Genomic DNA, 25665 nt, shown 5'->3' on the forward strand with positions numbered 1-25665 from the left:
CCGCCGGCCGGCGGCGCGCCGCCGTCATCCCGCCGCTGCGCCCCCCTCACCGTACGGACACCGGGCATTGGGCGGTGCCCGGGACAGTCATGGCATGCTCTCGACATCGACCGCTTCGGCGGGCACGTCCTCGTACACCATGGCGATAGCCGACACCGATGAGCTGATCCACGCCGCGCAGCGACTGCGCCACCAGGTCTTCGCCGGGGAGCGCGGCGCCCGGCTGCGCCCGACGGCGGACGGGCGGGACACCGACGCGTTCGACGAGGTGATGGACCACCTCGTCGTCACCGACACGGCGACCGGCGAAGCCGTCGGAACCTACCGGCTGCTGCCCCCGGGCCGCAGCGAACGCCTCTACTCCGAGACCGAGTTCGACCTGCGCACGCTCCCGGCCGAGGTGCGCGCCTCCATGGTCGAGGCCGGCCGGGCCTGCGTGCACCCCGCGCACCGCACGGGCGGGGTCATCAACCTCATGTGGTCCGGGCTCGCCCGCTACGTCCTGCTGTCCGGGCACCGCTATCTCGCCGGCTGCGCCTCCGTGCCACTGGGCGACGGCGGGCAGGCGGCGGCGAACGCCTGGCTGCTGGGCACCACCCGGCACGCCGCCCCGCCCGCGCTGCGCGTCCAGCCGCTCGACCCGTGGACCCCGCCCCACCCCGTGGACGCCCGGCCGGACCCGCTCGCCCTGCCGCCGCTCCTCCGCGGCTATCTGCGGGCCGGCGCCTGGATGTGCGGACCGCCGCAGCACGACCGGGTGTTCGGCGACGCCGACTTCTTCGTCCTCCTCGACACCGAACGCATGAACGACCGCTATCGGCGCTTCTTCCTGGGCGACCTCCGGTGAACCCCTGGGCCCCCGGCTCCCCCTGCGCCCCGGCCGGCTGCGTCGCGCACTCCGCCCCGCCCGTGCGCCCGTTCCGGGCCCTCCGCCGCGCCGCCGCCTTCACCCGGGAGGTGGCCGGAGCGCTGCGGGACGGCGACGACATCGCCCGGCCGGAGACGCTGCGCGGGCGGGCCCGCGCACTGCTCGACGCGCTCGGCGTACGGCTGGAGACCCCGGACGGCGCCGTCCTCAGCGCCCCGGCCGGATCGGACGCGCGCGGGGGGCCGGGCGGCCCCGCTCCCGGCACCCTGATCGTCGCCAACCACATCTCCTGGCTCGACGCCGTCGCCCTGCTGGCCGTCGAGCCGGTGACCCTGCTCGCCAAGCGCGAGGTGGGCGGCTGGCCGGTGCTCGGGCCGGTGGTCCGGCGCGCCGGTACGCGCTTCATCGACCGGGGCAGTCTGCGCGGGCTCCCCGCCACCGTGGCGGACCTGGCCGGGCTGCTGCGCGCCGGGCGGTCGGTGGCCGTCTTCCCCGAGGGGGCCACGCACTGCTCCGCCCCCGGCGGCCCGTTCCGGCCGGCCGCGTTCCAGGCCGCGCTCGACGCCGCGGCAGCCGTGCGTCCCGTCACCATCGGCTACGAACAGGCGGGCGCCCCGAGCACCGTGGCCGCGTTCGTCGGCGAGGACGGTTTCGGCGGCTCGCTGCACCGGGTGCTGACCGCCCGCGCGCTCACCGTCCGTGTCCGCGTCCACCCGCCGCTGCTGCCGGTGTCCGGCGGGGACGACCGGCGCTCCCTGGCGGCGCACGCGCAGGCGCTGGTACGGCACGAGGCCCGGCCCGCTCGTCACCGAGTGGGCCGGGCCTCGTGAACATCCCCGGATCCGTCGTCCGCCGGCCGCGGGGCGGGCCCTCCCGGGGCCCGCGCCCCGCGCGGAGGCGGACGGTGCCCGCGCCGTCAGGCCCGCGCCTTGGCCCGGTCGAGCGCGGCGATACCGACGGCAGCCAGCGCGATCTGGATCAGCCACTCGATCCAGTCGGGACCATTCGTGTTGGAGACGCCCAGGGCGCCCGCGAGCGCCGTACCGATCAGCGCGGCGACGATACCGACGAGGATCGTCCACAGCACGCCGATCCGCTGCCGGCCGGGAAGAACGAGCCGTCCCAGCACACCGATGATGATGCCGATGATGATCGCGCTGATGATGCCCGAGATCTCCATGACTGCCTCTCCGTACTGACTCCGTAGTGATGTGCGAAACCGCGGTGTGTACGGTCCTTCTGCCCCGACATGTGCGCGTCACTCCGAGGCGGCCGCGGACGCCCGTCCGCCCGGTCGTTCAGCCCGTCGCGTGCAGGGCCCGCACGGCGTCCACTGTGTCGGCCTCGGACGCCGGCTTGTCCTCGCGGTAGCGGAGCACGCGCGCGAAGCGCAGGGTGATGCCCTCGGGGTAGCGGGAGGAGCGCTGCACCCCGTCGAACGCGATCTCGACGACCAGCTCCGGCCGGACCGTCACCCCCCACGGCTCCCGCGCGGTGGCCAGGTCCAGCAGCCGCTCCGTCTGCCAGGCGAGCAGCCGGTCGGTCAGGCCCTTGAACGTCTTGCCGAGCATGGCGAAGGAACCGTCCGGCCGCCGCGCGCCGAGATGGAGGTTGGAGAGCTTGCCGCTGCGCCGCCCATGGCCCCACTCCGCGGCGAGCACCACCAGATCGAGGGTGTGCACCGGTTTCACCTTCAGCCAGGAGGCGCCGCGCCGTCCTGCGCTGTACACCGCGTCCAGCGCCTTCAGCACGACACCCTCGTGCCCCCGCTCCAGGGTGTCGGCGGCGAACTCCCGCACCGCGCGCCGGGTCTCCTCCGCGGTGGGGTCGGCGGCGACCAGGCGCCGTACGCGCAGCGGCTCCGGCACCACCCGGGCCAGCTCGGCGTGGCGCGCGGAGGCGGGGAGCTCCAGCAGGTCCCGGCCGTCGACGGCGAGCAGGTCGAAGAAGACGGCGGAGAGCGGCAGCGACAGCCGGGCGGCGGAGACGTCCACGCGCGAACCGACCCGCCCGGAGACCTCCTGGAAGGGCCGCGGCCGGCCGTCCTCGCGCAGGGCGATCACCTCCCCGTCGAGCACGGCCCGGTCGGCCGCCAACTCCCGTGCCGCCTCGGTCACTTCCGGCAACCGGTCGGTGATCTCGTCCAGCGTTCGGGTCCAGATCCGGACCGCGTCACCGTCCCGGTGCACCTGCACCCGGATGCCGTCGAGCTTCTCCTCCACCGCGCACGGACCCAGCTTGTCCAGGGCCTCGTCCACGCTCTTCGCGGTGTGCGCCAGCATGGGCAGCACCGGGCGGCCGACCCGCAGCCGGAAGTCGGCCAGCGCGGCCGGCCCCCGCTCCAGCAGCACCTCGGCGACCCCGCCGAGCGAGCCGCCCAGCATCACGGCCCGGCGGACCTCGGCCGGCTCCGCGCCGGTGGCGGCGGCCAGCCCTTCCACGGCGAGCGCGTCCAGCGCTCCCTGCCGCAGCTCGCCGGAGAGCAGCCCGAGCAGAAACCGCTGCTCCTCCCCGGTCGCCGCCTCCAGCAGCGCGCCGACCAGCCGCTTCCGCTCCGCCAGGGCGCCGGTGCCGGAGACGGCCGCGATCGCGCCGAGCGCGGCGTCGACCTCCAGGACGGACAGCCGCGGGGCGGGCGCGGGCGGCCGGGGCTCCTTGAGAACGCTCCAGCCCACCCCGATCCGCCGCTGGGGCAGCCGGCCGGCCAGATAGGTGATGATCAGGGGAGCCTCGGCGGGCTCGGCGCTCCGGAAGAGCCGGGCGAGCAGACGGGTCTTCTCCGAGCGGGCGGAGGTGGCGGCGACATCCCTGGACGTCTCCGCGAGTTCGGCCAGCAGCATGCCGTCATCCCTACCCGCGCTCCCGCCCCGCGGCCCGGGGGAACCGGCATTCGGCCGCATGCCGCTGATACCTCTTCCGCTTCTTCCCGCGGCGCACCGGCTCGCAGTGCGCCGACAGGACGTGACCGCCGGTCCATTGCTCCTTGCCCAGCGCGACGAAAACCGGGGCGATGCGGACGGGGAAAAACTTCCGTGATCCCGCTCCCCGGAAACCGGAGAAATTCCCTGCCGGGAACCAACCCGGGGAACGTTCCCCACGTCATCCATATCGACCGGGAGAGCTGGATTGAGCCCCGGTCTTCTTCTCGCGACCCGTGAGAAGACCCGTGGGGGTGGAGTGACGCATGTCACGACGTGTGGTTACGGTGCTGACGTGCACCCCCGGGAAAGGGGAGGGGGCCGGAGCGGCGCGCACCGCTCCATGGAAAAGGGGGAATTGCGGACTCCGCGGAAACCGTGCGGAGTGGCTCGCATACCGATGGTGCACGTGCAAAGGCTCATGCATGGGCATGTGAACGCGGTTATGATCCGGGCAGCCCGCAACCCCCCACGCATACGGCGGGATACCGCCGGCGCTATTTCGGGAGAGTCCTGTGCATCACGCGTACAACGGTATGGCCGCCACGGAACTGAGGGAGGTCGTGTGGCAGAAGAGCCGGCACAGCAATTCACAAGGTGCTTGTGTGGAGTTCGCCAAGCTCCCCGGAGGTGACGTCGCGGTGCGCAACTCGCGCCATCCGGACGGGCCCGCGCTGATCTATACGCCCGCCGAGGTCGAGGCGATGCTGCTGGGCATCAAGGACGGGGAGTTCGATCACCTGATCAGGGACTGACCCGCTCCGCGGCAGGCAGGCAGGCAGGCCGGGTCGCCGTCCCCGGCCGGTCCCCGGGCCTCACGGACCACCCCGCAGATCCCCCACCTCCCGTACGCCCGGTCGCCGGACGCCCTGCACACTCCCTCATGCCGCGCCCGCCGGCCGGACGCCGGCGCGTACCCGGGCGGGAGCCGGCGGATCACGCGGCCGAGCAGGTCGTCGCCGGCGAGCTCCGCCACGACGCCGAGCACCGCGCCGACCTCCCACCGGCCGGTCGCCGCCATGGCGCCTTCGATCCCGGCGGCGACGCTGTCGACCCCAATCCGACCCAAGATGGGGAAATCCAGCTCAGATCGGCTACTCGGTCGGACTTGCTGCGTCCGGCTCCGGCGCTTCCGCACCGCCCGAGTCGGCCGCCGGACCGAGGGCCAGTGCCAGCTCGCCGTCCTTGACATCGGCGACGACGGTGTCGTCCGGATTGAGCGAGCCGCTGAGCAGCATGTTCGAAAGGCGGTTGTCGAGCTCCGTCTGGATGGTACGGCGCAGCGGCCGGGCCCCGAACTCCGGCTGGTAGCCACGATTGGCCAGCCACTCCTTGGCGGTCTCGGTGACCTCGAGGTTGATCTGCTGGGCGTGGAGCCTGCGCCTGCTGCGTTCCAGCAGAAGGTCGACAATGCGCACCAGGTCCGCCCGGGTCAGGGCGTGGAAGACGATGATCTCGTCGATGCGGTTGAGGAACTCGGGCCGGAAATGCCCCTGGAGTTCGGCCATCAGGTCATCCCTGATGTCGTCGACCTCCCCCCGGTGGTCCAGGATGCGCTGGGAGGCGATGTTGCTGGTCATGATGACCACGGTGTGCCGGAAGTCGATCGTGCGTCCCTGGGCGTCCGTGAGCCGTCCGTCGTCCAGCACCTGCAGCAGCAGGTTGAAGACGTCCGGGTGGGCCTTCTCGACCTCGTCGAACAGCATGACGCTGTACGGCTTGCGGCGCACCGCCTCGGTGAGCTGCCCGGCCTCCTCGTAACCGACGTATCCGGGCGGGGAGCCGACGAGCCGGGAGACGGTGTGCTTCTCCTGGAACTCGCTCATGTCGAAGCGGATCATCCGGTCGGCTTCTCCGAAGAGCAGTTCCGCAAGTGCCTTGGCCAGCTCCGTCTTGCCGACACCCGTGGGTCCGAGGAAGAGGAAGCTGCCGGTTGGCCGGTCGGGGTCTCCCATGCCCGCCCGCCCGCGGCGCACGGCCTGGGAGACGGCAGTGACTGCCTCGTCCTGGCCGACCACGCGCTCGTGCAGGGCCTCTTCGAGCTTCGTGAGCCGCTCGCGCTCGGTCTCGGTGAGCTGGGAGACGGGGATGCCGGTGCGCGCGGAGAGCACATCGGCGATGTCCTCGGGAGTCACGCTGCCGGCCTCTTCCCGCTCCCCGCCGGCGCCGGCGAGTTCCCGCTCCGTCTGCCGGATCTGCCCCTTGAGCTGTGCTGCGCGTTCGTAGTCCTCGGTGCTGACGGCCTCGTCCTTCTCCCTGCGGAGCTTGGTGAGGCGGTCTTCCAGGCTCGCCGTCCCGGCCGGGGCGCCGAGGCCGCGCAGTCCCACCCGGGCTCCTGCCTGGTCCATGAGGTCGATCGCCTTGTCCGGCAGGAAGCGGTCGGTGATGTAGCGATCGGACAGGGCGGCCGCGGCGTCCAGGGACTCGTCCGTGTAACGGACCTGGTGGTGGGCCTCGTAGGAGTCGCGGAGCCCGTGCAGGATCTCGACCGTCTCCTCGACGGTGGGCTCGCGCACCATGACCGGCTGGAAGCGGCGTTCGAGGGCGGCGTCCTTCTCGATGTACCTGCGGTACTCGTCGATGGTGGTGGCGCCGACGACGCTGAGGTCGCCCCGGGCGAGCGCGGGCTTGAGGATGTTTCCGGCGTCCATGGCGCCTTCGGCGCCTCCGCCGGCGCCGACGACCGTGTGCAGCTCGTCGATGAACAGGACGATGCCGCTCTCGGACTCCGTGACCTCGTCGATCACCTTCTTCAGCCGCTCCTCGAACTCTCCCCGGTACTTGGACCCGGCGACCAGGCCGGCCATGTCGAGGCTCACGACGCGGCGGTCGCGCAGAGCCTTCGGGACCTCTCCGGCGACGATCCGCTGCGCCAGCCCTTCGACGATGGCGGTCTTGCCGACGCCGGGATCCCCGGTGAGCACGGGGTTGTTCTTGGTGCGCCGGGAAAGGACCTCCACGGTCTGCTCGATCTCCTCGGCCCGGCCGATCACCGGGTCGAGGCGTCCGCTGCGGGCCTCGTCGGTGAGGTCGCGCCCGTATTCGTCCAAGGTGGGGGTGTCGCTGTGCCCGCCCGACGGCGCCTTCCGGCCGGCTCCGCCGCCGCTCAGCGCGCCGGGGGAGACCCCCTCGGATTCCAGCGTGCGGGCGAGGTCCGAATCGTCCAGCAACGCGGTGAGGATGTGCTCCGGACCGATGTACGAGGCACCGGCCGCCTGGGAGTGGGCGTGGGCGGCAAGCAGGGCGCGCTTCGCCGCCGGGGTGAGCCCGGGGCCGCCGGTTCCGGTGGGAAGGTTCTCCTGCAGGTCCGCAGCCAGCTGGTCCGGATCAGCGCCTGCCTGCTCCAGCACCTGCCGGGCGGTCGGCACCTGCGTGGCGGCCCACAGCAGGTGCACAGTGTCGAGATCGGCCCCGTCCTCGGCCGCCCGGCCGCCTGCCGCCGCCAGCAGCTCGTGAGAGGAATCGCTGAGCAGTCGCCCGATGGGCACGCGCTGTACGGCCGGCGGCGAGGCTCCCGGACTCATGCCGAAGAAACGGTTGAAGAGATCGGAGAACGGGTCGCCGGACCCGAAGGGCGAAGTTGTCACAAGAACCATCCCGTCATGCGGGCGCCACCGCAGCGCGCAGCCTGCCGTAGTCGAAATATCCCTTACGTGGCTATTCTCCGCCGGATTGTCCCGGCGCGCGAACGCGGCAGGTGAGCGACGGGCGTCCTGATGCGGAGCCGCAGATGTCACAGGCGATCGGGCACGAGGCGGCCGTGGCTCCGCGCGATTGGGGAGTCGACCGACACCGGCAGTCGATGTCTCCGGCCGCATCCACCCTCGCCCGTGCGGCCCGGAGTATCCGGGTGAACGTGCCGTCTACGGCTCACCGGCGGAGCAGCGGCTGGAATCCCCGCTCTGCATCGGACAGTTCATGGCGACGTGTCACCCGACCATGATCCATCGGCCGAGATCATGTGACGACAGGCCCCTGGCGCACCCGGAGCGCCGGCAGCCGGAACAGTGCCCAGACGACCTTCCCGCGCAGCGTCCCCGCGAGCGGATGCCAGCCCCAGTTGTCGCTGAAGGCCTCGACGAGATGGAGTCCGCGGCCGGACTCCCCGGCGCGCTCGGGGTCCTCCGGCAGGTGTCTCCCCGTGACCGGGCTGTCCCGGCTGGGGTCCCGTACGGCGCAGACCAGATGAGTGCTCCAGCGCATCAGATGCAGCCGCACGGCCGGTTCCGCCGTGCGCGTCCCCGCGGCCGGGTCCTGGCGGGCGGCGGTGGACAGGGCGTCCGGCAGGGCGTGCCGCAGCGCGTTGGTGACCAGTTCCGAGACGACCAGCGCGACCGTGTCGAAGTGGTCGTCGAGATCCCACTCCGAGAGCGCGGACCGGGTGAACCGGCGTGCGCCCCCCACCGATTCGTAGTGCGGCGCGAGCGAGCAGGTGGCGCTGCTGGAGACCGCCTCATAGCCGATGGGCGGAAGCTCCCGCCGTAACGGCTCGAGCATGGTCGATCCTTTGGTCCCCATGCGAGGCACTCCTGGCCCAAGTGGAATCGGTCGAGGCAGCCGTGCTGTGGTGCTGGGGACCATCGTTCCCAATGCGTACGTCAGATGCAAGGGCAGATGCACGTGCAGCTGACGGTATTGCCCGGGATCGCGGTGGATTGAACCGTTAATCTTCGGGCCCGGCTCCACCGGACTTCCCGTCCGTCTCCGCTTTGTGTAACCGGACCGGCACGCAACGGAGCCCGGAAGTGGCAGACTTCGCCTGTTGACGGTCGCAGTGCATCAACTACGGAGACAGGTAGTCGGTACATGAGCACAGGGCAGTCGGTAAGCGGAACCGAGGGAGCGGGAGGATCCAGTGGCTCGATGGTGCGCCGCATCCTCCTCGGCTCACAGCTCAGACGGCTCCGCGAGTCCAGGGGCGTCACCCGCGAGGCGGCGGGGTATTCGATCCGCGCCTCCGAGTCCAAGATCAGCCGCATGGAGCTGGGCCGGGTGAGCTTCAAGGCCCGGGACGTCGAGGATCTGCTCACGCTCTACGGAGTCACCGACCCGGCCGAGCGCGACGCCCTCCTGGGCCTGGCGCGGGAAGCCAACGTCGCCGGCTGGTGGCACAGCTTCAGCGATGTGCTGCCCGGCTGGTTCCAGACCTATGTCGGACTGGAGGGCGCGGCCTCCGGCATCCTCGGCTACGAGGTGCAGTTCGTGCCCGGTCTGCTGCAGACCGAGGGCTACGCCCACGCCGTCGTCACGCGCGGCCAGCCCGATGCCGCGCCGTCCGAGGTCGAGCGGCGCGTCGCCCTGCGCCTGGAGCGGCAGAAGCTGCTCGTCGCCGAGCACGGTCCGGAGTTCCACCTCATCCTGGACGAGGCGGCGCTGCACCGGCCCTATGGCGACCGCGAGGTGATGCGCGGCCAGCTCCGCCATCTCACCGAGCTGTCCGAACACCCGCGGGTGACCCTGCAGATCATGCCGTTCTCCTTCGGCGGCCACGCCGGTGAGAGCGGGGCCTTCACCCTGCTGCGCTTCCCCGAGTCCGATCTGCCGGACATCGTCTACCTGGAGCAGCTCACCAGCGCCCTCTATCTCGACAAGCCCGAGGACGTCCGGCAGTACCGGCGTGTGCTGGACCGGTTGCGCGAGGACAGCCCCGACCCGGCCGGGAGCCGTGAACTCATCGGGAAAATCCTCCGTGACTACTGAGACAACAGTACGATGACAAACCGTCAGGAGCCCGAACCCTCCGCGGGCGCCCCGCCCGGCGCTCCGGTCTCCACGTCAGGGGTGGCATGTCCTACTTCGCAGATTTGGCCCACCAATACATAGCCGGTGAATGGAAATCCGGTTCCGGATCGTGGGACATCATCGATTTCAATCCCTACAACGGGGACAAGCTGGCGGCCATCACGATCGCCACCGTCGACGAGGTCGACGAGGCGTACCGGGCCGCCGAGAGCGCGCAGCGCGCGTGGGCGGCCACCAATCCGTATCTCCGCCGGGCGGTCTTCGAGCGGGCGCTCACCCTCATCGACGAGCGCCAGGAGGAGATCACCGAGGCGATCATCGCGGAGCTCGGCGGCACGCACCTCAAGGCCGCTTTCGAACTCCACCTCGCCAAGGAGTTCCTGCGCGAGGCGATCCTGCTGGCGGTCCGGCCCGAGGGGCGGATCCTCCCGGCGGCCACCGACGGCAAGGAGAACCGGGTCTACCGGACGCCGGTCGGCGTCGTCAGCGTCATCAGCCCGTTCAACTTCCCGTTCCTGCTGTCGTTCAAGTCCGTCGCCCCGGCCCTCGCCCTCGGCAACGCCGTCGTCCTCAAGCCGCACCAGAACACCCCGATCGTCGGCGGTTCCCTGGTCGCGAAGATCCTGGAGGACGCCGGACTGCCGCCCGGGGTCCTGAACGTCGTCATCACCGACATCGCCGAGATCGGCGACGCCTTCATCGAGCACCCGGTGCCCAAGGTCATCTCCTTCACCGGCTCGGACAAGGTCGGCCGCCACGTGGGCACCGTCGCCGCCTCGCACTTCAAGCGCTCGGTCCTCGAACTCGGCGGCAACAGCGCCCTGATCGTGCTGGAGGACGCGGACCTCGACTACGCGGTCGACGCGGCGGTGTTCAGCCGCTTCGTCCACCAGGGACAGGTCTGCATGTCCGCCAACCGCGTGCTGGTCCACCGCGCCGTCCTCGACGAGTTCACCGAGAAGTTCACCGCCAAGGTCCGCTCCCTCAAGGTGGGCGACCCGGCCGACCCCGAGACCCAGATCGGCCCGCTGATCAACCCGGCGCAGGCCGAGGCGATCACGGCCCTGGTGGAACGCACCATCGAGGCCGGCGCGACCGCCCTCGTCCGCGGCGAGAGCGAGGGCACCCTGGTGTCGCCCACCGTCCTCACCGACGTACCGGAGGGCTCGGACGCCCTCTGCCAGGAGCTGTTCGGCCCGGTGGTCGTCATCGTCCCCGTCGAGGACGAGGACGAGGCGGTACGGATCGCGAACGACACCCCGTACGGGCTCAGCGGCGCCGTCCACACGGCGGACGTCGAGCGCGGCGTGCGGATCGCCCAGCGCGTCGAGACGGGCATGATCCACGTCAACGACAGCACGGTGCACGACGAGCCGATCGTGCCGTTCGGCGGCGAGAAGCACTCCGGCCTCGGCCGGCTCAACGGTGACGCCATGATCGAGTCCTTCACCACCACCAAGTGGATCTCGATCCAGCACGGCAGGAGCGTCTTCCCCTTCTGACCCGGGGCGCGAGCGGAGGGCCGCACGCGCCGCCGCGCCACCGCACCACCGTGACAAGTGAATCCGCACCACCGCACCGAGGCCCGGGCGCCCGCCGCCCGGGCCTCGGCGTTCTTCCGGCCCCCGCACGACGCGGACAGGAACTGACCGCAAGTCCCCGTAGCGTGAGGGATGTTCCGAACGAGAGGTGCGTATCCGGCCGGACCAGAGCGTACCCATACAGAGAGGTCATCCCATGCCCACTCTCGTGGAAGCCGAGAACCGCGGTGACGAGCGCGGTGCCCTGCTCGCCTACCTGGAGGCGCAGCGCGGGGCGGTACGGCGCGCGCTGCTCGGGCTCACCGAGGAGCAGGCGGCACGGAAGCCGAGCGCCAGTGGACTCTCCCTCTCCGGACTGCTCAAGCACCTGGTGGAGGTGGAGGACGGCTGGGTGCGCACGGGCCGGGGCCTGAGGTACGCGACGGAGCGCGACGAATCCAACTGGCAGGAGAGCTTCCGGCTGGTCGGCGACGAGACCATCGCCGGCAAGCTGGCCGAATGGGAGGAGGTCGCGGCCCGCACCGAGCGCTTCGTCCGCGAGGTGCCGGATCTCGACGCGACCTTCGCGCTGCCCGAGGCGCCGTGGTTCCCGCCCGGGGCCGAGCGGTCGATGCGCTGGCTGGTCCTGACGCTCATCCAGGAGGTCGCCCGGCACGCCGGCCACGCCGACATCATCCGCGAATCCCTGGACGGGAAGACGGCGTTCGAACTGGTCGACGCCGCCATGGCGGCCGAAGCGGGGGCCGAGACGGAGACAGCGGCCGAGGCGGAAGCCGGCCGGCAGCGGGCCACCGCCTGAACCACCCCTCCCGCGTCCGGCCGGCCGGCGCCGCCTTGGCTAGGGTGACGCCGTACGGACCGGACGGCGGGGAGAGGACGGCCGATGTCGGCGACGCGACTGCTGGTGCTGGGCGCCGTCCGCCAGCACGGCCGGGCCCACGGCTACCAGGTCCGCAGCGACCTGGAGTACTGGGGCGCCCACGAATGGTCGAACGTCAAGCCGGGTTCGATCTATCACGCGCTGAAGCAGATGGCGAAGCAGGGCCTGCTGCTGGCCCACGACACCGAGCCGAGCCCGGCCGGCGGCCCGCCGCGCACCGAGTACGAGCTGACGCCGGAGGGGGAGCGGGAGTATCTGGCGCTGCTCCGCGAGGCCCTGCTCCGGCACGACCAGAAGCCCGACCTGCTGACCGCCGGGGTCGGCTTCCTCGTCGACCTGCCGCGCGAGGAGGCCGTCGCCCTGCTGAAGCGGCGGGTGGCGGCGCTGGAGGCGTGGCGGGACGAGGTCGAGCGGGAGTGGCTGCCGCCGGCGCCCCCCGAGGAGTGGGGCCACATCGGGGAGATCATGCGGCTCTGGACCCATCTCGCCGACAGCGGCGCGGAGTGGACCCGCGGACTGATCGCCCGGCTGGAGGGCGGTGCCTACGTCATGGCCGGGGAGGGCGAACGCTCGGTGGACGTCCTGCCGGAGGGAGCGGAGAACCCCTTCGCGGACCGGGACGCGAACCGCGGCCGGACCCCGGGCCCGGGGACGGGCAGGGCCCGGCCCGGCCCCGTCCCGGACGGCGCCCGGGACCGGAGCTGACCGGGCCCGGTCCGTCCTCGCCGTGGGCTTGGCCACCGGCCTCGCTGTCGGCTCGGCCACTGCCCGCGCAACCGGCTCGGCCGTCGGCCGTCCGCGGCGTCATCCCTCGTCGGCAGGGGTCATCCCCCGTCCGCGGCCGACCCGGTCTTGATCGCCCGGGCGAACCGCACCACCCGCTCGGCCTGCACCCGCGCGGCCCGCAGCGTGGTCTCGTCCACCGGGTTCTGCCCCTGGGCGTCCACGTGCGAGGTGCCGTACGGGTTGCCGTCGGTGAACTTCGACGGATCGGTGTAGCCGGGGGCCACCACCACCCCGCCGAAGTGGTAAATGGTGTTGTAGAGCGCGAGCAGGGTGGACTCCTGGCCGCCGTGCAGCGTCGCCGACGAGGTGAAGCCGCTGTAGACCTTGTCGGCCAGCTTCCCCTCGGCCCACAGCCCGCCGAGACTGTCGATGAACTGCTTGAGCTGCGAGGACACATTGCCGTAGCGGGTCGGGGACCCGAAGATCACCGCATCGGCCCAGAGCATGTCGTCCGGACCGGCCTCGGGGATGTCCGCCGTCGCGTCGGCGTTCGCCGCCCACGCCGGGTTGGATTCCACGGCGGCCCGGGGCGCGAGTTCGGCCACTCGGAGCAGCCTCACCTCCGCTCCCGCGTTCGCCGCGGCGTTCGCCATCTCCTTGGCGACGGCGGTGTTGGTCCCGGTGGACGAGTAGTAGATGACGGCGAGACGCACGGCACCGGAGACGGCACTGGACATGGAACGGCTCCTCTCATGTGACGAACCCCCCTGACGAGGGGCGGACATTACCGCCTGCCCGCCGCCGCGGCACGCAAGCCCGCCCCGGCGTCACCGGCCCCGTCCGGCGGGCCGGCCACCGGGCGGGGGGCTCCGGAACCCCGCGCATTTCCGGGGCGTTGGTAGCTTTGGGGAGGGCTGTACAGTCGCCCCACGAACCGCGCCCGGGCCCTTGCTCGAGCCTGCGCCCCGAACCTGGAGTCTCTACTTCCGTGACCACCCTCGCGCTCGGCCCCAGCTGGCTCGACCCGGACTATCTGATCCAGACCTTCGGACTGATCGGCGTGCTGGCGATCGTGTTCGCCGAGTCGGGTCTGTTCTTCGGCTTCTTCCTGCCCGGTGACTCCCTGCTCTTCACCACCGGTCTGCTGGTGGCGACGGACACGCTCAGCTACCCGCTCTGGCTGATCTGCACGCTCGTCGTGGTGTCGGCGATCCTGGGCGACCAGGTCGGCTACCTCTTCGGGCGCAAGGTCGGACCGGCCCTGTTCACGCGGCCGGACTCCCGGTTCTTCAAGCAGGAGAACGTCGAGAAGGCGCACGACTTCTTCGAGAAGTACGGCCCGAAGTCGCTGGTCCTGGCCCGCTTCGTGCCGATCGTCCGGACGTTCACCCCGATCGTCGCCGGTGTGAGCCGGATGAACTACCGCTCGTTCATCACCTTCAACGTCATCGGCGGCATGCTCTGGGGCGCCGGTGTGACGGTCCTCGGCTACTTCCTCGGCCAGATCGACTTCGTGCACGCGCACATCGAGAAGATCCTCATCCTGATCGTGCTGCTCTCGGTGCTGCCGATCATCATCGAGGTGCTCCGGGCCCGCGCGCAGTCCCGCCGGGCGGCGCCCCTCCCGGAGGAGCCGGCCCTGGCCCGTCCCGAGTCCGCGTCCGCGTCCGAGCCGCAGGACGGCCCGCAGGCGGCGTTCGGACAGCCGGCGCAGTCCGCACCCGCGTACGGCGGGCAGCCGCAGCAGCAGCCGTACGGTCAGCAGCAGTACGACCAGCAGCCGCAGCAGTACGACCAGCAGCCGCAGCAGTACGGTCAGCCGGAGCAATACGGCCGGCAGCCGTACGGCCAGGAGGGCCAGTACGGTCAGCAGGGCGGGCAGGGCCCGTACGGCGGGCAGCCGCAGCAGTACGGTCAGCAGCAGTACGGTCAGCAGCCGCAGCAGTACGGTCAGCCGGAGCAGTACGGTCGGCAGCCGTACGGCCAGGAGGGCCAGTACGGTCAGCAGGGCGGGCAGGGCCCGTACGGCGGGCAGCAGCAGCCGTACGGCCGGCCGGACGAGTACGGTCAGCAGCCGCAGCAGTACGGGCAGCCCGAGCAGTACGGCCGGCCCGAGCAGTACGGCGGGCAGCCGCAGCCTCACCAGCAGTACGGTCAGCCGCAGCAGTACGGTCAGCAGGACCAGTACGGTCAGCAGGATCAGTACGGTCAGGAGCCCGACCAGTACGGGCAGCCGACGCGGCAGGGCAGGCCCCACCGGTACGGGCAGCCGGAACAGCCCTGACGGCCCGGGAGGCCGGATCAGAATCCGCGGGTGCGCTTGGCCGCCCGCCGCTCGCCCGTCTCGGCCTCCACCGTCGGCCGCTTGAGGAAGAGCCGGGCGAGCTCGCCCCCCAGGTTCACCCCGATGGCGATGGCCAGCGCCAGCGCCACGGCCTTCGTCAGCGAGCCGAGGCCGGCGTTGAGGTCGCCCTGCGCGATGCCGAGCAGACCGAAGTAGGTGGCGCTACCGGGCAGCAGCGGCCCGATGGCGGCGGTGACGTACGGCAGCGCGGAGGCGTACCGGTAGCGGGACAGCAGCTGCCCGAGGAGGCCGACGAGCCCGGCCGCCACGGCGGTCGTCGCCACCGGCGAGATGTTCCCGACGTCGTGCATCGCGCCGTAGACGACCCAGGCGATCCCGCCGTTGAGGGTGGCCGCCAGCACGGTGGAACGTTCCTGCTGGAGCATGATGCAGAAGGCCAGCGCCAGTAGCATCGCCGCGACGATCTGCGTCACCGGCCGGTAGGCGCTGCCCAGTGACTCGTCCGGGCTGAGCTCGGCGCCCAGTTCCACGCCCACCACCAGGACCAGCAGCACCCCGGTCACGATGCCCACGATCAGATACACGACCTCCAGCAGACGGGCGGAGGCGGTGATGTAGTAGCCGGTCAGCCCGTCCTGCACCCCGGCCACCAGCGCCCGCCCCGGGATCAGCGCGAACAGCCCGCCCGTGATCACCGCGGACGGTTTGACGTCCGCGTGCACCAGCACCAGCGTCACGCCCATCGCGGCGGGCGGCATCGCGGCCGCCACGAACTGGTAGAACTCCGGCAGCCCGCGCCCCGAGGCCAGCCAGGCCAGCCGGTCGCCGAGCATGGCCCCGGCCGCTGCCGCGAGGAAGACGAGCCAGCCGCCGCCGACGAGTATGCTCGCCGACCCCGAGAGCAGCCCCCCGGCCAGGGTCAGCGCCCAGCCGGGGTAGGGGTGCCGGTTCCGCCGGATGTCGGCCAGCCGCCGGTACGCCTCCTCCAGCGTGATCTCGACATCGTCGGAGGTGATGTCGTCCACCAGCCGGTAGACGGCCGACAGCCGGGTGTAGTCGGTGCCCCGCCGGCGTACCGTCCGGCTGGCCGTGACCGGGTCGTCCACCAGCGACGGCTGATAGGTGACGGAGAGCAGCGTGAAGGTCACGGTCGGCTCGCAGCGGTCGAGCCCGTAGGCGTGGGCGACGCCGAACATCGCCGCCTCGACGTCCTCCGCGCCCTCGCCGCCCGCCAGCAGCAGCTCCCCGATCCGCAGCGAGATGTCCAGTACCCGGGGGACGGCGGGCCCCGACTCGTCCTCGTGGCGCTCCGCCCGCTCGGGCAGCGGGCGGTCGCCCACCGGCATCCGCAGCATGGTGCGCATCCGGTCCTGCCAGGGCTGGTCCTTGGACAGCCGGACGGCGGGTATGCCGTGCGGGGGAGTGAAGGCGGGGAAGGCACTGGGCCCGCCCCGGCCGTTCGCGTCCGGAGCCTGGGGCTGCCGGCCGCCCGGCGGCGCGAAGGCCGACCCCTCCGGCTCGGGGGGCGGCTCCGGGGCCAGACCGAGGGGGAGGGCGAACTCCGAGGTGGGGTGCTCGTCCTCCGGAGGCGGCGGCAGCGGGAGGCCGAGCGGCGGGGTGAAGGCGCTGCGCGCCTCGTCGGACTGCGGCTTGCGGTCCTCGGCCTCCTCCGCGCCCGCGCGCTCCGGCCCGGGGGCACCGCCGTGCCGCTGGGTGTCCGCCACCACGTGCTCCGATCCTCCTCGTGGAACCCTCGTCCGTTCCCCGTTCCCCGTTCCCCGTTCCCTGCGGCTCCCGGCCAGGCCCGGTCCCCCAGGCCACCATGGCGCATTCCCGGGGCACTCGCCCGGTATGTCCCGCCCACCGGGCGCCCCGGGCAGCAAGCGGGCGGCGCACCCCCGAGGAGTGCGCCGCCCGCCCGTACCGCCGCCGCGCGGGCCGCCGCGCCGGCGGGCCCGCGGCCGGATCACTCCGGCGCGATCGTCGTGGTCAGTGCGCCCCTCCGGAGGCCTCCAGGCGCTTGATGGACGCCTCGACCTCGGCCTCGGCCTCGGCGCGGCCCACCCAGTTGGCGCCCTCGACCGACTTGCCCGGCTCCAGGTCCTTGTAGACCTCGAAGAAGTGCTGGATCTCCAGGCGGTCGAACTCCGAGACATGGTGGATGTCGCGCAAGTGCTCGACGCGCGGGTCCGAGGCCGGCACGCACAGCAGCTTGTCGTCACCGCCCGCCTCGTCCGTCATCCGGAACATGCCGATCGCGCGGCACTTGATGAGACAGCCGGGGAAGGTCGGCTCGTCCAGGATGACCAGGGCGTCCAGCGGGTCGCCGTCCTCGCCGAGGGTGTTCTCGACGAACCCGTAGTCGGCCGGGTAGCTCGTCGAGGTGAAGAGCCGGCGGTCCAGGCGGATACGGCCCGTCTCGTGGTCCACCTCGTACTTGTTGCGCGAACCCTTCGGGATCTCGATGGTGACGTCGAACTCCACGGGTGGCTCCTCCATGATCAGGCCATAATTCTGATGGTTAAGTGTCCCTCACGCGGGGGCGTGGGTGCGAAAGGGGCTGGTCCGAAGTGCCCGAGGCCGGATGGTGGCGGTTCAGGTGGCCCGTCGGCGGGTGGTTGGCCCTTCCGCCGTGGCACCTGGCGGCGGGTTCCGCCGTACTCGGGCTCGTCATGGCGGCCGGAGCGGTGACCGCGGCCGGCCCATGGGACTCCGGACAGCGTACGGCCGAGCGGGCCCGCGCGGCCCACTGGAACGGCGAGGGTGGCGAGCGTCACGATGGCCGGTCACCTGGGACGTCGGCCACGGACGGGACCGCGCCCGCGGCCACCGCCGTCCTCGCCGCCCTCGGCGGCGCCGCCGGCTCGTCGGGAGCCGCCCCGCCGCCCACCGCGACGGGCCTGGAGGACGCCCTCACCCCGCTGCTGGACGACCCGGCGCTGGGCCCGCTGAGCAGCACCGCCGTGGCCGACGCCGCGACCGGCGAACTGCTCCACGGCAGCCGGGCGGAGACCGCGGCCGTGCCCGCCTCCACGATCAAGATCGCGACGGCGGTGGCCGCCCTCACCGCGCTCGGCCCCGACCACCGGCTGACCACCGAGGTCGTCACCGGCTCCGGCGAGGGCGAGATCGTGCTCGTCGGCGGCGGCGACCCGACCCTCACCGCCCGCGGCTCCCGGCAGCCCGGCAACCCCGCCGGCCTGCGCGACCTGGCCGACCGCACCGCGAGCGCCCTCAAGAAGGACGGCGTGAAGAAGGCCGCCCTGGCGTACGACACCTCGCGCTGGTCCGGCCCCACCCGGCACCCCATAGGGCCCAACGACAACATCGCCCCGGTCGTCCCGCTGAGCACCGACGCGGGCCGCCTCGACGACAGCCACCGCGGCCCCGCGCCCCGCTCCGCCGACCCCGCCGCCGACGCCGCCGAGACCTTCGCCGACCTGCTGCGCGACCGCGGCGTCAAGATCAAGGGGAAGCCGCGCCACGCCAAGGCCGGAAAGGACACCGAGCGGGTCGCCGCCGTCCGCTCCATGCCCGTCTCCGCCCTCGTCGAACGAGCCCTGACCAACAGCGACAACGACATCGCCGAGGCCCTCGCCAGGGAGACGGCCGTCGCCGACGGCGAACCGGCGAGCTTCACCGGCGCCGGCAAGGCCGTACGGGCCCGCCTCGCCGGGCTCGGCCTGCCGCTGAAGGGCGCCCGGTTCGCCGACGGCAGCGGCCTCGACCGGGACGACAAGATCTCCGCGGCCCTCCTCGCCCAGCTGCTGGTCCGGGCCACCGACCCCGAGCGCCCCGAGCTCCGCCCGGTCCTCACCGGACTGCCCGTGGCCGGATTCAGCGGCACCCTCCGCAGCCGCTACGCGGACGCCTCGGCGGGCACCGGCATGGTCCGCGCCAAGACCGGCACGCTCACGGGGGTGAACGCCCTGGCCGGAACGGTCGTCGATGCCGACGGCCGGCTGCTGGCCTTCGCGTTCCTCACCAACGGCAGCGGCGACGCCCACGGAGCCCAGGCGGCCCTTGACCGCATGGCCTCGGCCCTGGCCAACTGCGGCTGCCGCTGACCGCCCGCGGGCACGAGCGGGCCCGCCTCCGCACCGGCCGCCGCGCGCACGACGGCGGCTGCTGCCCGCGGTGGACGCGGCGGGAGGGCCGCGCCGGAGCCGCAGGCGCCGCTCGGCTCCGCCGCCGGCGACCGTCCCGCCCCGGCCGTCGCCCCGCGGCGGCGCCCGGGCGACCGTCCGTCCGGCTCCCGCCGCGGAGGGGCGGCCGCCCAGCACGCCACCGCTCCGGAGCCGTGACCGGGGCGTCCGCCCCGCCCGGCCACGCCCCCGCCATGGACTTCTCCCGCTCTCTCCGCATGCCACGTACGGTGAAGTCATGACGAGTTTCGGCGGTGCCCAGATGGTCGACTGGAATCTCGCGGTCGCGACCGCGACCCGGCTGGTACGGCCGGGCCCCGAGGTGAGCCGTGACGAGGCGCGCGCGGTGGTGTCCGAGCTGCGCCGGCACGCCGGGTCCTCCGAGGAACACGTGCGCGCCTTCACCCGGATGGCGGCCCCGCCCGCCGACGGCACGGCGCCCGGCCCCGGCGGCGGCACCCCCGTCCTCGTCATCGACCGGCCGGGCTGGATCCGGGCCAATGTCGCCGGTTTCCGCGAGCTGCTGAAGCCCCTGCTGGAGAAGGTCGAGGGCCGCCGCGCCGCCCGTCCCGGCGGGGCCGTGCTCAGCGCCGTGGGCTCCAAGGTGACCGGCATGGAGCTGGGCGCCCTGCTCTCCTTCCTCGCCTCCCGCGTCCTCGGCCAGTACGAGACCTTCGCCCCGCCCGGCCGCGACCTGCCCGCCGGGGCGAACGGCGGCCGGCTGCTGCTGGTGGCCCCGAACATCGTCCACGTCGAACGCGAACTCGACGTCGAGCCGCACGACTTCCGGCTCTGGGTCTGCCTGCACGAGGAAACCCACCGCACCCAGTTCTCGGCCGTCCCCTGGCTCAGCGACCACATCGAGGGCGAGATCCAGACCTTCCTCGCCGAGACCGACATCGACCCCGGCACCCTCCTGGAACGCGTCCGCGAGGCCGCCCAGTCCCTCGCCGGCGGCCGGCAGGAGGGCGAGGGCGACGGCGGCCGCAGCTTCGTCGAACTGGTGCAGACCCCCGCCCAGCGGGAGGTCCTGAACCGCATCACGGCCGTGATGTCCCTGCTGGAGGGCCACGCCGACTACGTCATGGACGGAGTGGGCCCGGACGTCGTCCCGTCCGTGGCCGAGATCCGCGAGAAGTTCCAGCAGCGCCGGGCGAGCGGCGCGGGCCGGCTCGACCAGGCCCTGCGCAAGCTCCTCGGCCTCGACGCCAAGCTCCGCCAGTACCGCGACGGCGAGCGCTTCGTCCGGGCCGTGGTGAACGAGGTCGGCATGGACGGCTTCAACCGGGTGTGGACCTCGCCCAACACGCTGCCGACCAAGGCGGAGATCGCCGCACCGGCCGAGTGGGTGGCCCGGGTGCACCGCAAGGAAAGCTGACCCACCGCGGCCATCGGCTCACCGGCCCGCCGCGGCCCCGCCGGCGAGCCGGTGCCGCGCGCCACGGACGGGGGCCGCGGGACCGGGGCCGCGGGGCCGGGGCCGAATGGAAGTCCTGCAGATCACCCGTCCGAGGGACCGTGGGGCCGGGGAAGGCGTGCGATGCTCGGGTAATGGCTCGCCTCTGTCACCATCGACGCACACAGTGTGACGGAAGGCCGAGTGCCGAAGGGCGGTTTCCCGCCCCCGGCCCGCACGGCCCCCGAGACTTCTCCCCCCTGACAGGAAGGGAACCGGACATGGGTCCCCATCCAGCGGTCGCGGCGATACGCCTGGCGGTCCGCCGCACGCTCCACGACCTCCTCGCCGAGCTCGCCGCCGCCGGCGCGCTCCCCTACTCCTCCTCCGCCGTCTCCCCTTCCGCCGTCTCCGCCTCTTCCGCATCGCCTGCCGTCCCGCCCGCCGGACGTCCCGAGCCGTCCGGCCGCCCGGCTCCCGTCGTCCCCGACGCCCCACTGGTGCTCGCTGCCTGCAGCGGGGGCGCCGACTCCGTCGCGCTCGCCTCCGCGCTGGCCTTCGAGGCCCCCAAGCTGGGCATCCGCGCCGGCGGCGTCACCGTCGACCACCGCCTCCAGCCCGGCTCCGGGAAGCGCGCCGATGAGGTGGCCGCGCGCCTGCGCGAGCTCGGGCTCGACCCCGTCGAGACGGTCGCGGTCGACGTCGGCCGGTCCGGCGGGCCCGAGGCCGCCGCCCGCGACGCCCGCTACGCCGCCCTCGACGCCGTGGCGGACCGGTACGGCGCCCGCGCCGTCCTGCTCGGCCACACCCGCGACGACCAGGCGGAGACCGTCCTCCTCGGGCTCGCCCGCGGCTCCGGCATCCGCTCGCTCTCCGGCATGGCCGCCGTCTCCGGCAGGGACGGCCGCTACCGGCGCCCGTTCCTCCGGCTCGACCGGCAGACGGCGCGCACGGCCTGCCTCGCCCAGTCGCTGCCCGTCTGGGACGACCCGCACAACAGCGACCCCTCCTACACCCGCTCCCGGCTGCGTCACGAAGGGCTGCCCGCCCTGGAGAAGTCCCTGGGCAAGGGAGTGATCGAGGCCCTCGCCCGGACCGCCCAGCTCTCCCGTGACGACGCCGATGCCCTCGACGTCTGGGCGGACGACGCCGAACGCTCCGTCCGGTCCGGCCCGGCCGGCCCCGGGACCGGGGTCGGCCTGGACGCCGCCAAGCTCGCCGCGCTGCCGCCCGCCATCCGCCGCCGGGTGCTGCGCCGTGCGGCCATCGCGGCCGGTTCGCCCGGGGGTTCGCTCTTCGCCCGGCACATCGAGGAGATGGACCGGCTGGTCACCGACTGGCACGGCCAGGGCGCCCTCAACCTCCCCGGGCGCGTGGAGGTCCGCCGTCGGTGTGGCAATCTGGTCATCGGGCGGCGGGACGAGACCGCCGCCGAGCACTGAGCCGCCTCCCGACGCGTCCCTCCGGCCATCGCCGGGAACGAGCGCTGCCGGGACCGGGCCGTAACGACCGAGAGTGACGCGGGTGGACGACAAGGACATGGGTGCCGACCTTCAGTCGGTACTCATCACCAAGGAAGAGATCGACACCAAGCTGGCCGAGCTGGCCGCGGAGATCGACGCCGAGTACGCGGGCCGGGATCTGCTGATCGTCGGTGTGCTCAAGGGGGCGGTCATGGTGATGGCCGACCTGGCCCGCGCCCTGTCGACCCCCGTGACCATGGACTGGATGGCGGTGTCCTCGTACGGCGCGGGCACCAAGTCCTCCGGCGTGGTCCGGATCCTCAAGGATCTGGACACCGACATCGCCGGCCGGGACGTCCTCATCGTCGAGGACATCATCGACTCCGGGCTCACCCTCTCCTGGCTGCTGTCCAACCTCAGCTCGCGCGGACCGGCCTCGCTGAACGTCTGCACGCTGCTGCGCAAGCCCGAGGCCGCCAAGGTCGACATCGACGTCAAATACGTCGGCTTCGACATCCCCAACGAGTTCGTCGTCGGCTACGGCCTCGACTACGCCGAGAAGTACCGCAACCTCCCCTTCGTCGGGACACTCGCGCCGCACGTCTACGGCGGCTGAGCGGCCGGAAGCGCCCGGCGGGAACGCCGGGCGCCGCCGCGGCGTTGGGATTTGTACGGACGGTGGTCATTCACCGCCCGGGCAGCGCCCGGGGCGGAAGCTGAGGTACCGTCCGAAGGCAAGTCTTCAACAGGTCGAGTAATTCACCGTACGCACGGCCGGCTCACCGAGAAGCCGGCGTGCCTCACTGTGGCAGGAGGGACGGGGCGCCCGCGCCCCGTATGGATGGACGTGAAGCGCTACTTCCGTGGGCCGGTCATGTGGATCGTGCTGGCCGTCCTCGCCGTGGTCGTGTTGATGCAGGTCGTCGGTTCGTCCGGCGGCTACAAGACGGTGGACACCGGCCAGGTCGTCAACGCGATCGCCGACAACAAGGTCAAGTCCGCCGAGCTCACCACCGGCGACGAAAGCAAAATCAAGATCGAGCTCAAGGACGACGTCGAGATCGCGGGCAGCGACAAGCTGCAGGCGAGCTACATCGGCGATCAGGGCACCGAGCTCGCCAAGGACCTCCAGGCGAGGGTCAACGACGGGGACAAGAGCACGCTGCCCGACGGGTACACCGTCTCCCCGCAGTCGCAGAACGCCTTCGTCGGCGTCCTGCTCTCGCTCCTGCCCTTCGTCCTCATCGTGCTGGTCTTCCTGTTCCTGATGAACCAGATGCAGGGCGGCGGCTCCCGGGTCATGAACTTCGGGAAGTCCAAGGCCAAGCTGATCACCAAGGACACCCCGAAGACCACCTTCGCCGATGTGGCGGGTGCCGACGAGGCGGTCGAGGAGCTCCACGAGATCAAGGAGTTCCTCCAGGAGCCGGCGAAGTTCCAGGCCGTCGGCGCCAAGATCCCCAAGGGCGTGCTGCTCTACGGCCCGCCCGGCACCGGCAAGACGCTGCTCGCGCGCGCCGTCGCCGGCGAGGCGGGCGTCCCGTTCTACTCGATCTCCGGCTCCGACTTCGTCGAGATGTTCGTCGGTGTCGGCGCCTCCCGGGTCCGCGACCTCTTCGAGCAGGCCAAGCAGAACGCCCCCGCGATCGTCTTCGTCGACGAGATCGACGCCGTCGGCCGGCACCGCGGTGCCGGCATGGGCGGCGGCCACGACGAGCGCGAGCAGACGCTGAACCAGCTGCTCGTCGAGATGGACGGCTTCGACGTGAAGGGCGGCGTCATCCTGATCGCCGCCACCAACCGGCCGGACATCCTCGACCCGGCGCTGCTCCGCCCGGGCCGCTTCGACCGGCAGATCGCCGTCGACCGGCCCGACATGCAGGGCCGGCTGGAGATCCTCAAGGTGCACCAGAAGGGCAAGCCGGTCGCGCCCGACGTGGACCTGCAGGCCGTCGCCCGGCGCACCCCCGGCTTCACCGGTGCCGACCTCAGCAACGTCCTCAACGAGGCCGCCCTGCTGACCGCCCGCAGCGACGCCAAGCTGATCAACAACCACTTCCTGGACGAGGCGATCGACCGTGTCGTGGCCGGACCGCAGAAGCGGACCCGGATCATGAGCGACAAGGAGAAGAAGATCACCGCGTACCACGAGGGCGGACACGCCCTGGTCGCGGCGGCCTCCCCGAACAGCGATCCGGTACACAAGATCACGATCCTGTCGAGAGGCCGGGCCCTCGGCTACACCATGGTGCTGCCGGAGGAGGACAAGTACTCCACCACGCGCAACGAGATGCTGGACCAGCTCGCGTACATGCTGGGCGGCCGCGCGGCGGAGGAGCTGGTCTTCCACGACCCCACCACCGGCGCCGCGAACGACATCGAGAAGGCCACCGCCACGGCCCGCGCGATGGTCACCCAGTACGGCATGACCGAGCGGCTCGGCGCGATCAAGTTCGGCAGCGACAACTCCGAGCCCTTCGTCGGCCGCGAGATGGGCCACCAGCGCGACTACTCCGAGGAGGTCGCCGCGCTGGTCGACGAGGAGGTCAAGAAGCTCATCGAGACGGCGCACAACGAGGCCTGGGAGATCCTGGTCGAGAACCGCGACGTCCTGGACAACCTCGTGCTGCGGCTGCTGGAGAAGGAGACCCTGAACAAGGAGGAGATTGCCGAGATCTTCGCCCCGGTGGTCAAGCGCCCGGCCCGCCCCGCGTGGACCGGCTCCTCCCGCCGTACGCCCTCCACCCGGCCGCCGGTGCTCTCCCCGAAGGAACTCACCATGGCCAACGGCTCCCAGTCGGCCGGCGCCTCCAAGATCTCCACGGAGAAGGCCGAGCTCCCCGAGGAGACCCGTCCGGAGAGCTGAGTCTCCCCCTGCGGAATGAGTGCCGCGCCCTCCCGGGTTCTACCCTGGGAAGGCGCGGCATTCGTCGTACGAGCGTTCGTACGGCGCGGATCAGGAACGAGGCACCCCACATGACCGACCCGGTGACGCTGAACAGCGGGCGCGCCGTCGGCGAGTTCGACGAGAAGCGGGCCGAGAACGCCGTCCGCGAGCTGCTCATCGCGGTCGGCGAGGACCCGGACCGCGAGGGGCTGCTGGAGACCCCGGCCCGGGTCGCCCGCGCGTACCGGGAGATCCTGGGCGGACTGCGGCAGGACCCGGAGGACGTCCTCACCACGACGTTCGACCTCGGTCACGACGAGATGGTGCTGGTCAAGGACATCGAGATCGTCAGCCTCTGCGAGCACCACCTGCTGCCGTTCCACGGCGTCGCCCACGTCGGCTACATCCCGGCCGAGACCGGCAAGATCACCGGCCTGTCCAAGCTGGCCCGCCTGGTGGACGTGTTCGCCCGCCGGCCGCAGGTGCAGGAGCGGCTGACCACGCAGGTCGCCGATTCGCTCATGCGCATTCTGGAGGCCCGGGGGGCCATCGTGGTCATCGAGGCGGAGCACATGTGCATGTCGGTCCGCGGCATACGCAAGCCCGGGGCGAAGACCACCACCTCGGCCGTCCGCGGCCAGCTCCGCGACGCCACCACCCGCGCCGAGGCGATGAGCCTGATCCTGGCGCGCTGAGAGCGTGCCGGGTCCCCTGGCGCGCGCCGGGGCACCCCCGTGCGCGCCGGCGTCCGGATTCCGCCGGGAGCGCGCCCCGGCGCCGGTGCCCCCGGCGGG

General features: G+C 72.3%; 21 protein-coding genes. 14 read left to right on the top strand and 7 right to left on the bottom strand.

Annotated elements, in window-relative coordinates; translation table 11 throughout:
* Nucleotides 1-94 precede the first annotated feature (94 nt).
* Nucleotides 95-847 (top strand): GNAT family N-acetyltransferase, encoded by a 753-nt coding sequence (locus IF83_RS0110955; protein ID WP_030543903.1) that lies wholly within the window; start codon nt 95-97, stop codon nt 845-847.
* The gene (locus IF83_RS0110960) at nt 844-1698 is read left to right on the top strand and encodes a lysophospholipid acyltransferase family protein (RefSeq protein ID WP_078843358.1); all 855 of its coding nucleotides are present in this window, start codon (nt 844-846) and stop codon (nt 1696-1698) included. Before IF83_RS0110955 ends, IF83_RS0110960 begins: the two co-directional genes overlap by 4 nt.
* Before the next feature lie 86 nt (nt 1699-1784).
* On the opposite strand, the gene IF83_RS0110965 is transcribed toward IF83_RS0110960, so the two are convergent.
* Together IF83_RS0110965 and IF83_RS0110970 are read right to left on the bottom strand one after the other, a co-directional pair.
* Complete coding sequence (locus IF83_RS0110965) at nt 1785-2048, bottom strand: GlsB/YeaQ/YmgE family stress response membrane protein (RefSeq protein ID WP_030543905.1); 264 nt, start codon at nt 2046-2048, stop codon at nt 1785-1787.
* Nucleotides 2049-2166: 118 nt separating this feature from the next.
* Nucleotides 2167-3708: an ATP-dependent DNA ligase gene (locus IF83_RS0110970; RefSeq protein WP_030543906.1), complete on the bottom strand. Its 1542-nt coding sequence runs from the start codon at nt 3706-3708 to the stop codon at nt 2167-2169.
* A gap of 593 nt (nt 3709-4301) precedes the next feature.
* Here IF83_RS0110970 and IF83_RS0110975 point away from each other — a divergent pair.
* On the top strand, nt 4302-4541 hold the full coding sequence (locus tag IF83_RS0110975) for a DUF397 domain-containing protein (RefSeq protein ID WP_030543907.1): 240 nt from the start codon (nt 4302-4304) through the stop codon (nt 4539-4541).
* A 339-nt stretch (nt 4542-4880) separates the two neighbouring features.
* On the opposite strand, the gene IF83_RS0110985 is transcribed toward IF83_RS0110975, so the two are convergent.
* Both IF83_RS0110985 and IF83_RS0110990 read right to left on the bottom strand, forming a co-directional pair.
* Nucleotides 4881-7382, bottom strand: coding sequence for an ATP-dependent Clp protease ATP-binding subunit (locus IF83_RS0110985; protein ID WP_030543908.1), 2502 nt, complete (start codon nt 7380-7382; stop codon nt 4881-4883).
* A gap of 361 nt (nt 7383-7743) precedes the next feature.
* Nucleotides 7744-8304 (bottom strand): ATP-binding protein, encoded by a 561-nt coding sequence (locus IF83_RS0110990; RefSeq protein ID WP_078843359.1) that lies wholly within the window; start codon nt 8302-8304, stop codon nt 7744-7746.
* 345 nt (nt 8305-8649) lie between these two features.
* On the opposite strand from IF83_RS0110990, the gene IF83_RS0110995 reads away from it, so the two are divergent.
* From IF83_RS0110995 to IF83_RS0111010, 4 genes are all read left to right on the top strand, one after another.
* Complete coding sequence (locus IF83_RS0110995; protein ID WP_030543910.1) at nt 8650-9486, top strand: helix-turn-helix domain-containing protein; 837 nt, start codon at nt 8650-8652, stop codon at nt 9484-9486.
* 86 nt (nt 9487-9572) lie between these two features.
* Nucleotides 9573-11030 (top strand): aldehyde dehydrogenase family protein, encoded by a 1458-nt coding sequence (locus IF83_RS0111000; protein WP_030543911.1) that lies wholly within the window; start codon nt 9573-9575, stop codon nt 11028-11030.
* Nucleotides 11031-11265: 235 nt separating this feature from the next.
* Nucleotides 11266-11868 carry a DinB family protein gene (locus IF83_RS0111005; protein WP_078843360.1) on the top strand — a complete coding sequence of 201 codons (603 nt, stop codon included), beginning with the start codon at nt 11266-11268 and terminating at the stop codon, nt 11866-11868.
* Between the two features lie 84 nt (nt 11869-11952).
* Nucleotides 11953-12654 carry a PadR family transcriptional regulator gene (locus IF83_RS0111010; RefSeq protein WP_051722643.1) on the top strand — a complete coding sequence of 234 codons (702 nt, stop codon included), beginning with the start codon at nt 11953-11955 and terminating at the stop codon, nt 12652-12654.
* Nucleotides 12655-12773: 119 nt separating this feature from the next.
* On the opposite strand, the gene wrbA is transcribed toward IF83_RS0111010, so the two are convergent.
* Complete coding sequence (gene wrbA, locus IF83_RS0111015) at nt 12774-13412, bottom strand: NAD(P)H:quinone oxidoreductase (protein WP_030543914.1); 639 nt, start codon at nt 13410-13412, stop codon at nt 12774-12776.
* A 251-nt stretch (nt 13413-13663) separates the two neighbouring features.
* Between wrbA and IF83_RS30140 the strand changes: the two genes are divergently transcribed.
* Nucleotides 13664-14959 carry a DedA family protein gene (locus IF83_RS30140; protein WP_037679450.1) on the top strand — a complete coding sequence of 432 codons (1296 nt, stop codon included), beginning with the start codon at nt 13664-13666 and terminating at the stop codon, nt 14957-14959.
* 17 nt (nt 14960-14976) lie between these two features.
* On the opposite strand, the gene IF83_RS0111025 is transcribed toward IF83_RS30140, so the two are convergent.
* Complete coding sequence (locus IF83_RS0111025) at nt 14977-16704, bottom strand: threonine/serine exporter family protein (protein ID WP_078843377.1); 1728 nt, start codon at nt 16702-16704, stop codon at nt 14977-14979.
* A gap of 265 nt (nt 16705-16969) precedes the next feature.
* Entirely contained in the window at nt 16970-17464 is a 495-nt protein-coding gene (locus IF83_RS0111030) for an inorganic diphosphatase (protein WP_019707647.1), read from the bottom strand.
* A gap of 188 nt (nt 17465-17652) precedes the next feature.
* Between IF83_RS0111030 and dacB the strand changes: the two genes are divergently transcribed.
* The 6 genes from dacB to folE all read left to right on the top strand — a co-directional run bounded on the left by dacB (nt 17653) and on the right by folE (nt 25566).
* A complete protein-coding gene (gene dacB, locus IF83_RS0111035) occupies nt 17653-19047 on the top strand; it encodes a D-alanyl-D-alanine carboxypeptidase/D-alanyl-D-alanine endopeptidase (RefSeq protein WP_078843378.1) in 1395 nt (464 codons plus the stop codon).
* 316 nt (nt 19048-19363) lie between these two features.
* Nucleotides 19364-20503, top strand: coding sequence for a zinc-dependent metalloprotease (locus IF83_RS0111040; RefSeq protein ID WP_030543918.1), 1140 nt, complete (start codon nt 19364-19366; stop codon nt 20501-20503).
* Nucleotides 20504-20802: 299 nt separating this feature from the next.
* The gene (tilS, locus tag IF83_RS0111045) at nt 20803-21963 is read left to right on the top strand and encodes a tRNA lysidine(34) synthetase TilS (protein ID WP_030543919.1); all 1161 of its coding nucleotides are present in this window, start codon (nt 20803-20805) and stop codon (nt 21961-21963) included.
* 82 nt (nt 21964-22045) lie between these two features.
* Complete coding sequence (gene hpt, locus IF83_RS0111050; RefSeq protein ID WP_078843361.1) at nt 22046-22600, top strand: hypoxanthine phosphoribosyltransferase; 555 nt, start codon at nt 22046-22048, stop codon at nt 22598-22600.
* A gap of 225 nt (nt 22601-22825) precedes the next feature.
* Nucleotides 22826-24850: an ATP-dependent zinc metalloprotease FtsH gene (ftsH, locus tag IF83_RS0111055; RefSeq protein ID WP_030543921.1), complete on the top strand. Its 2025-nt coding sequence runs from the start codon at nt 22826-22828 to the stop codon at nt 24848-24850.
* 110 nt (nt 24851-24960) lie between these two features.
* Nucleotides 24961-25566: a GTP cyclohydrolase I FolE gene (gene folE, locus IF83_RS0111060; RefSeq protein ID WP_030543922.1), complete on the top strand. Its 606-nt coding sequence runs from the start codon at nt 24961-24963 to the stop codon at nt 25564-25566.
* Nucleotides 25567-25665: the final 99 nt, after the last annotated feature.

The sequence above is a fragment of the Streptomyces albus subsp. albus genome, assembly GCF_000719865.1.
GTDB classification, from domain to species: Bacteria; Actinomycetota; Actinomycetes; order Streptomycetales; family Streptomycetaceae; genus Streptomyces; species Streptomyces albus_E.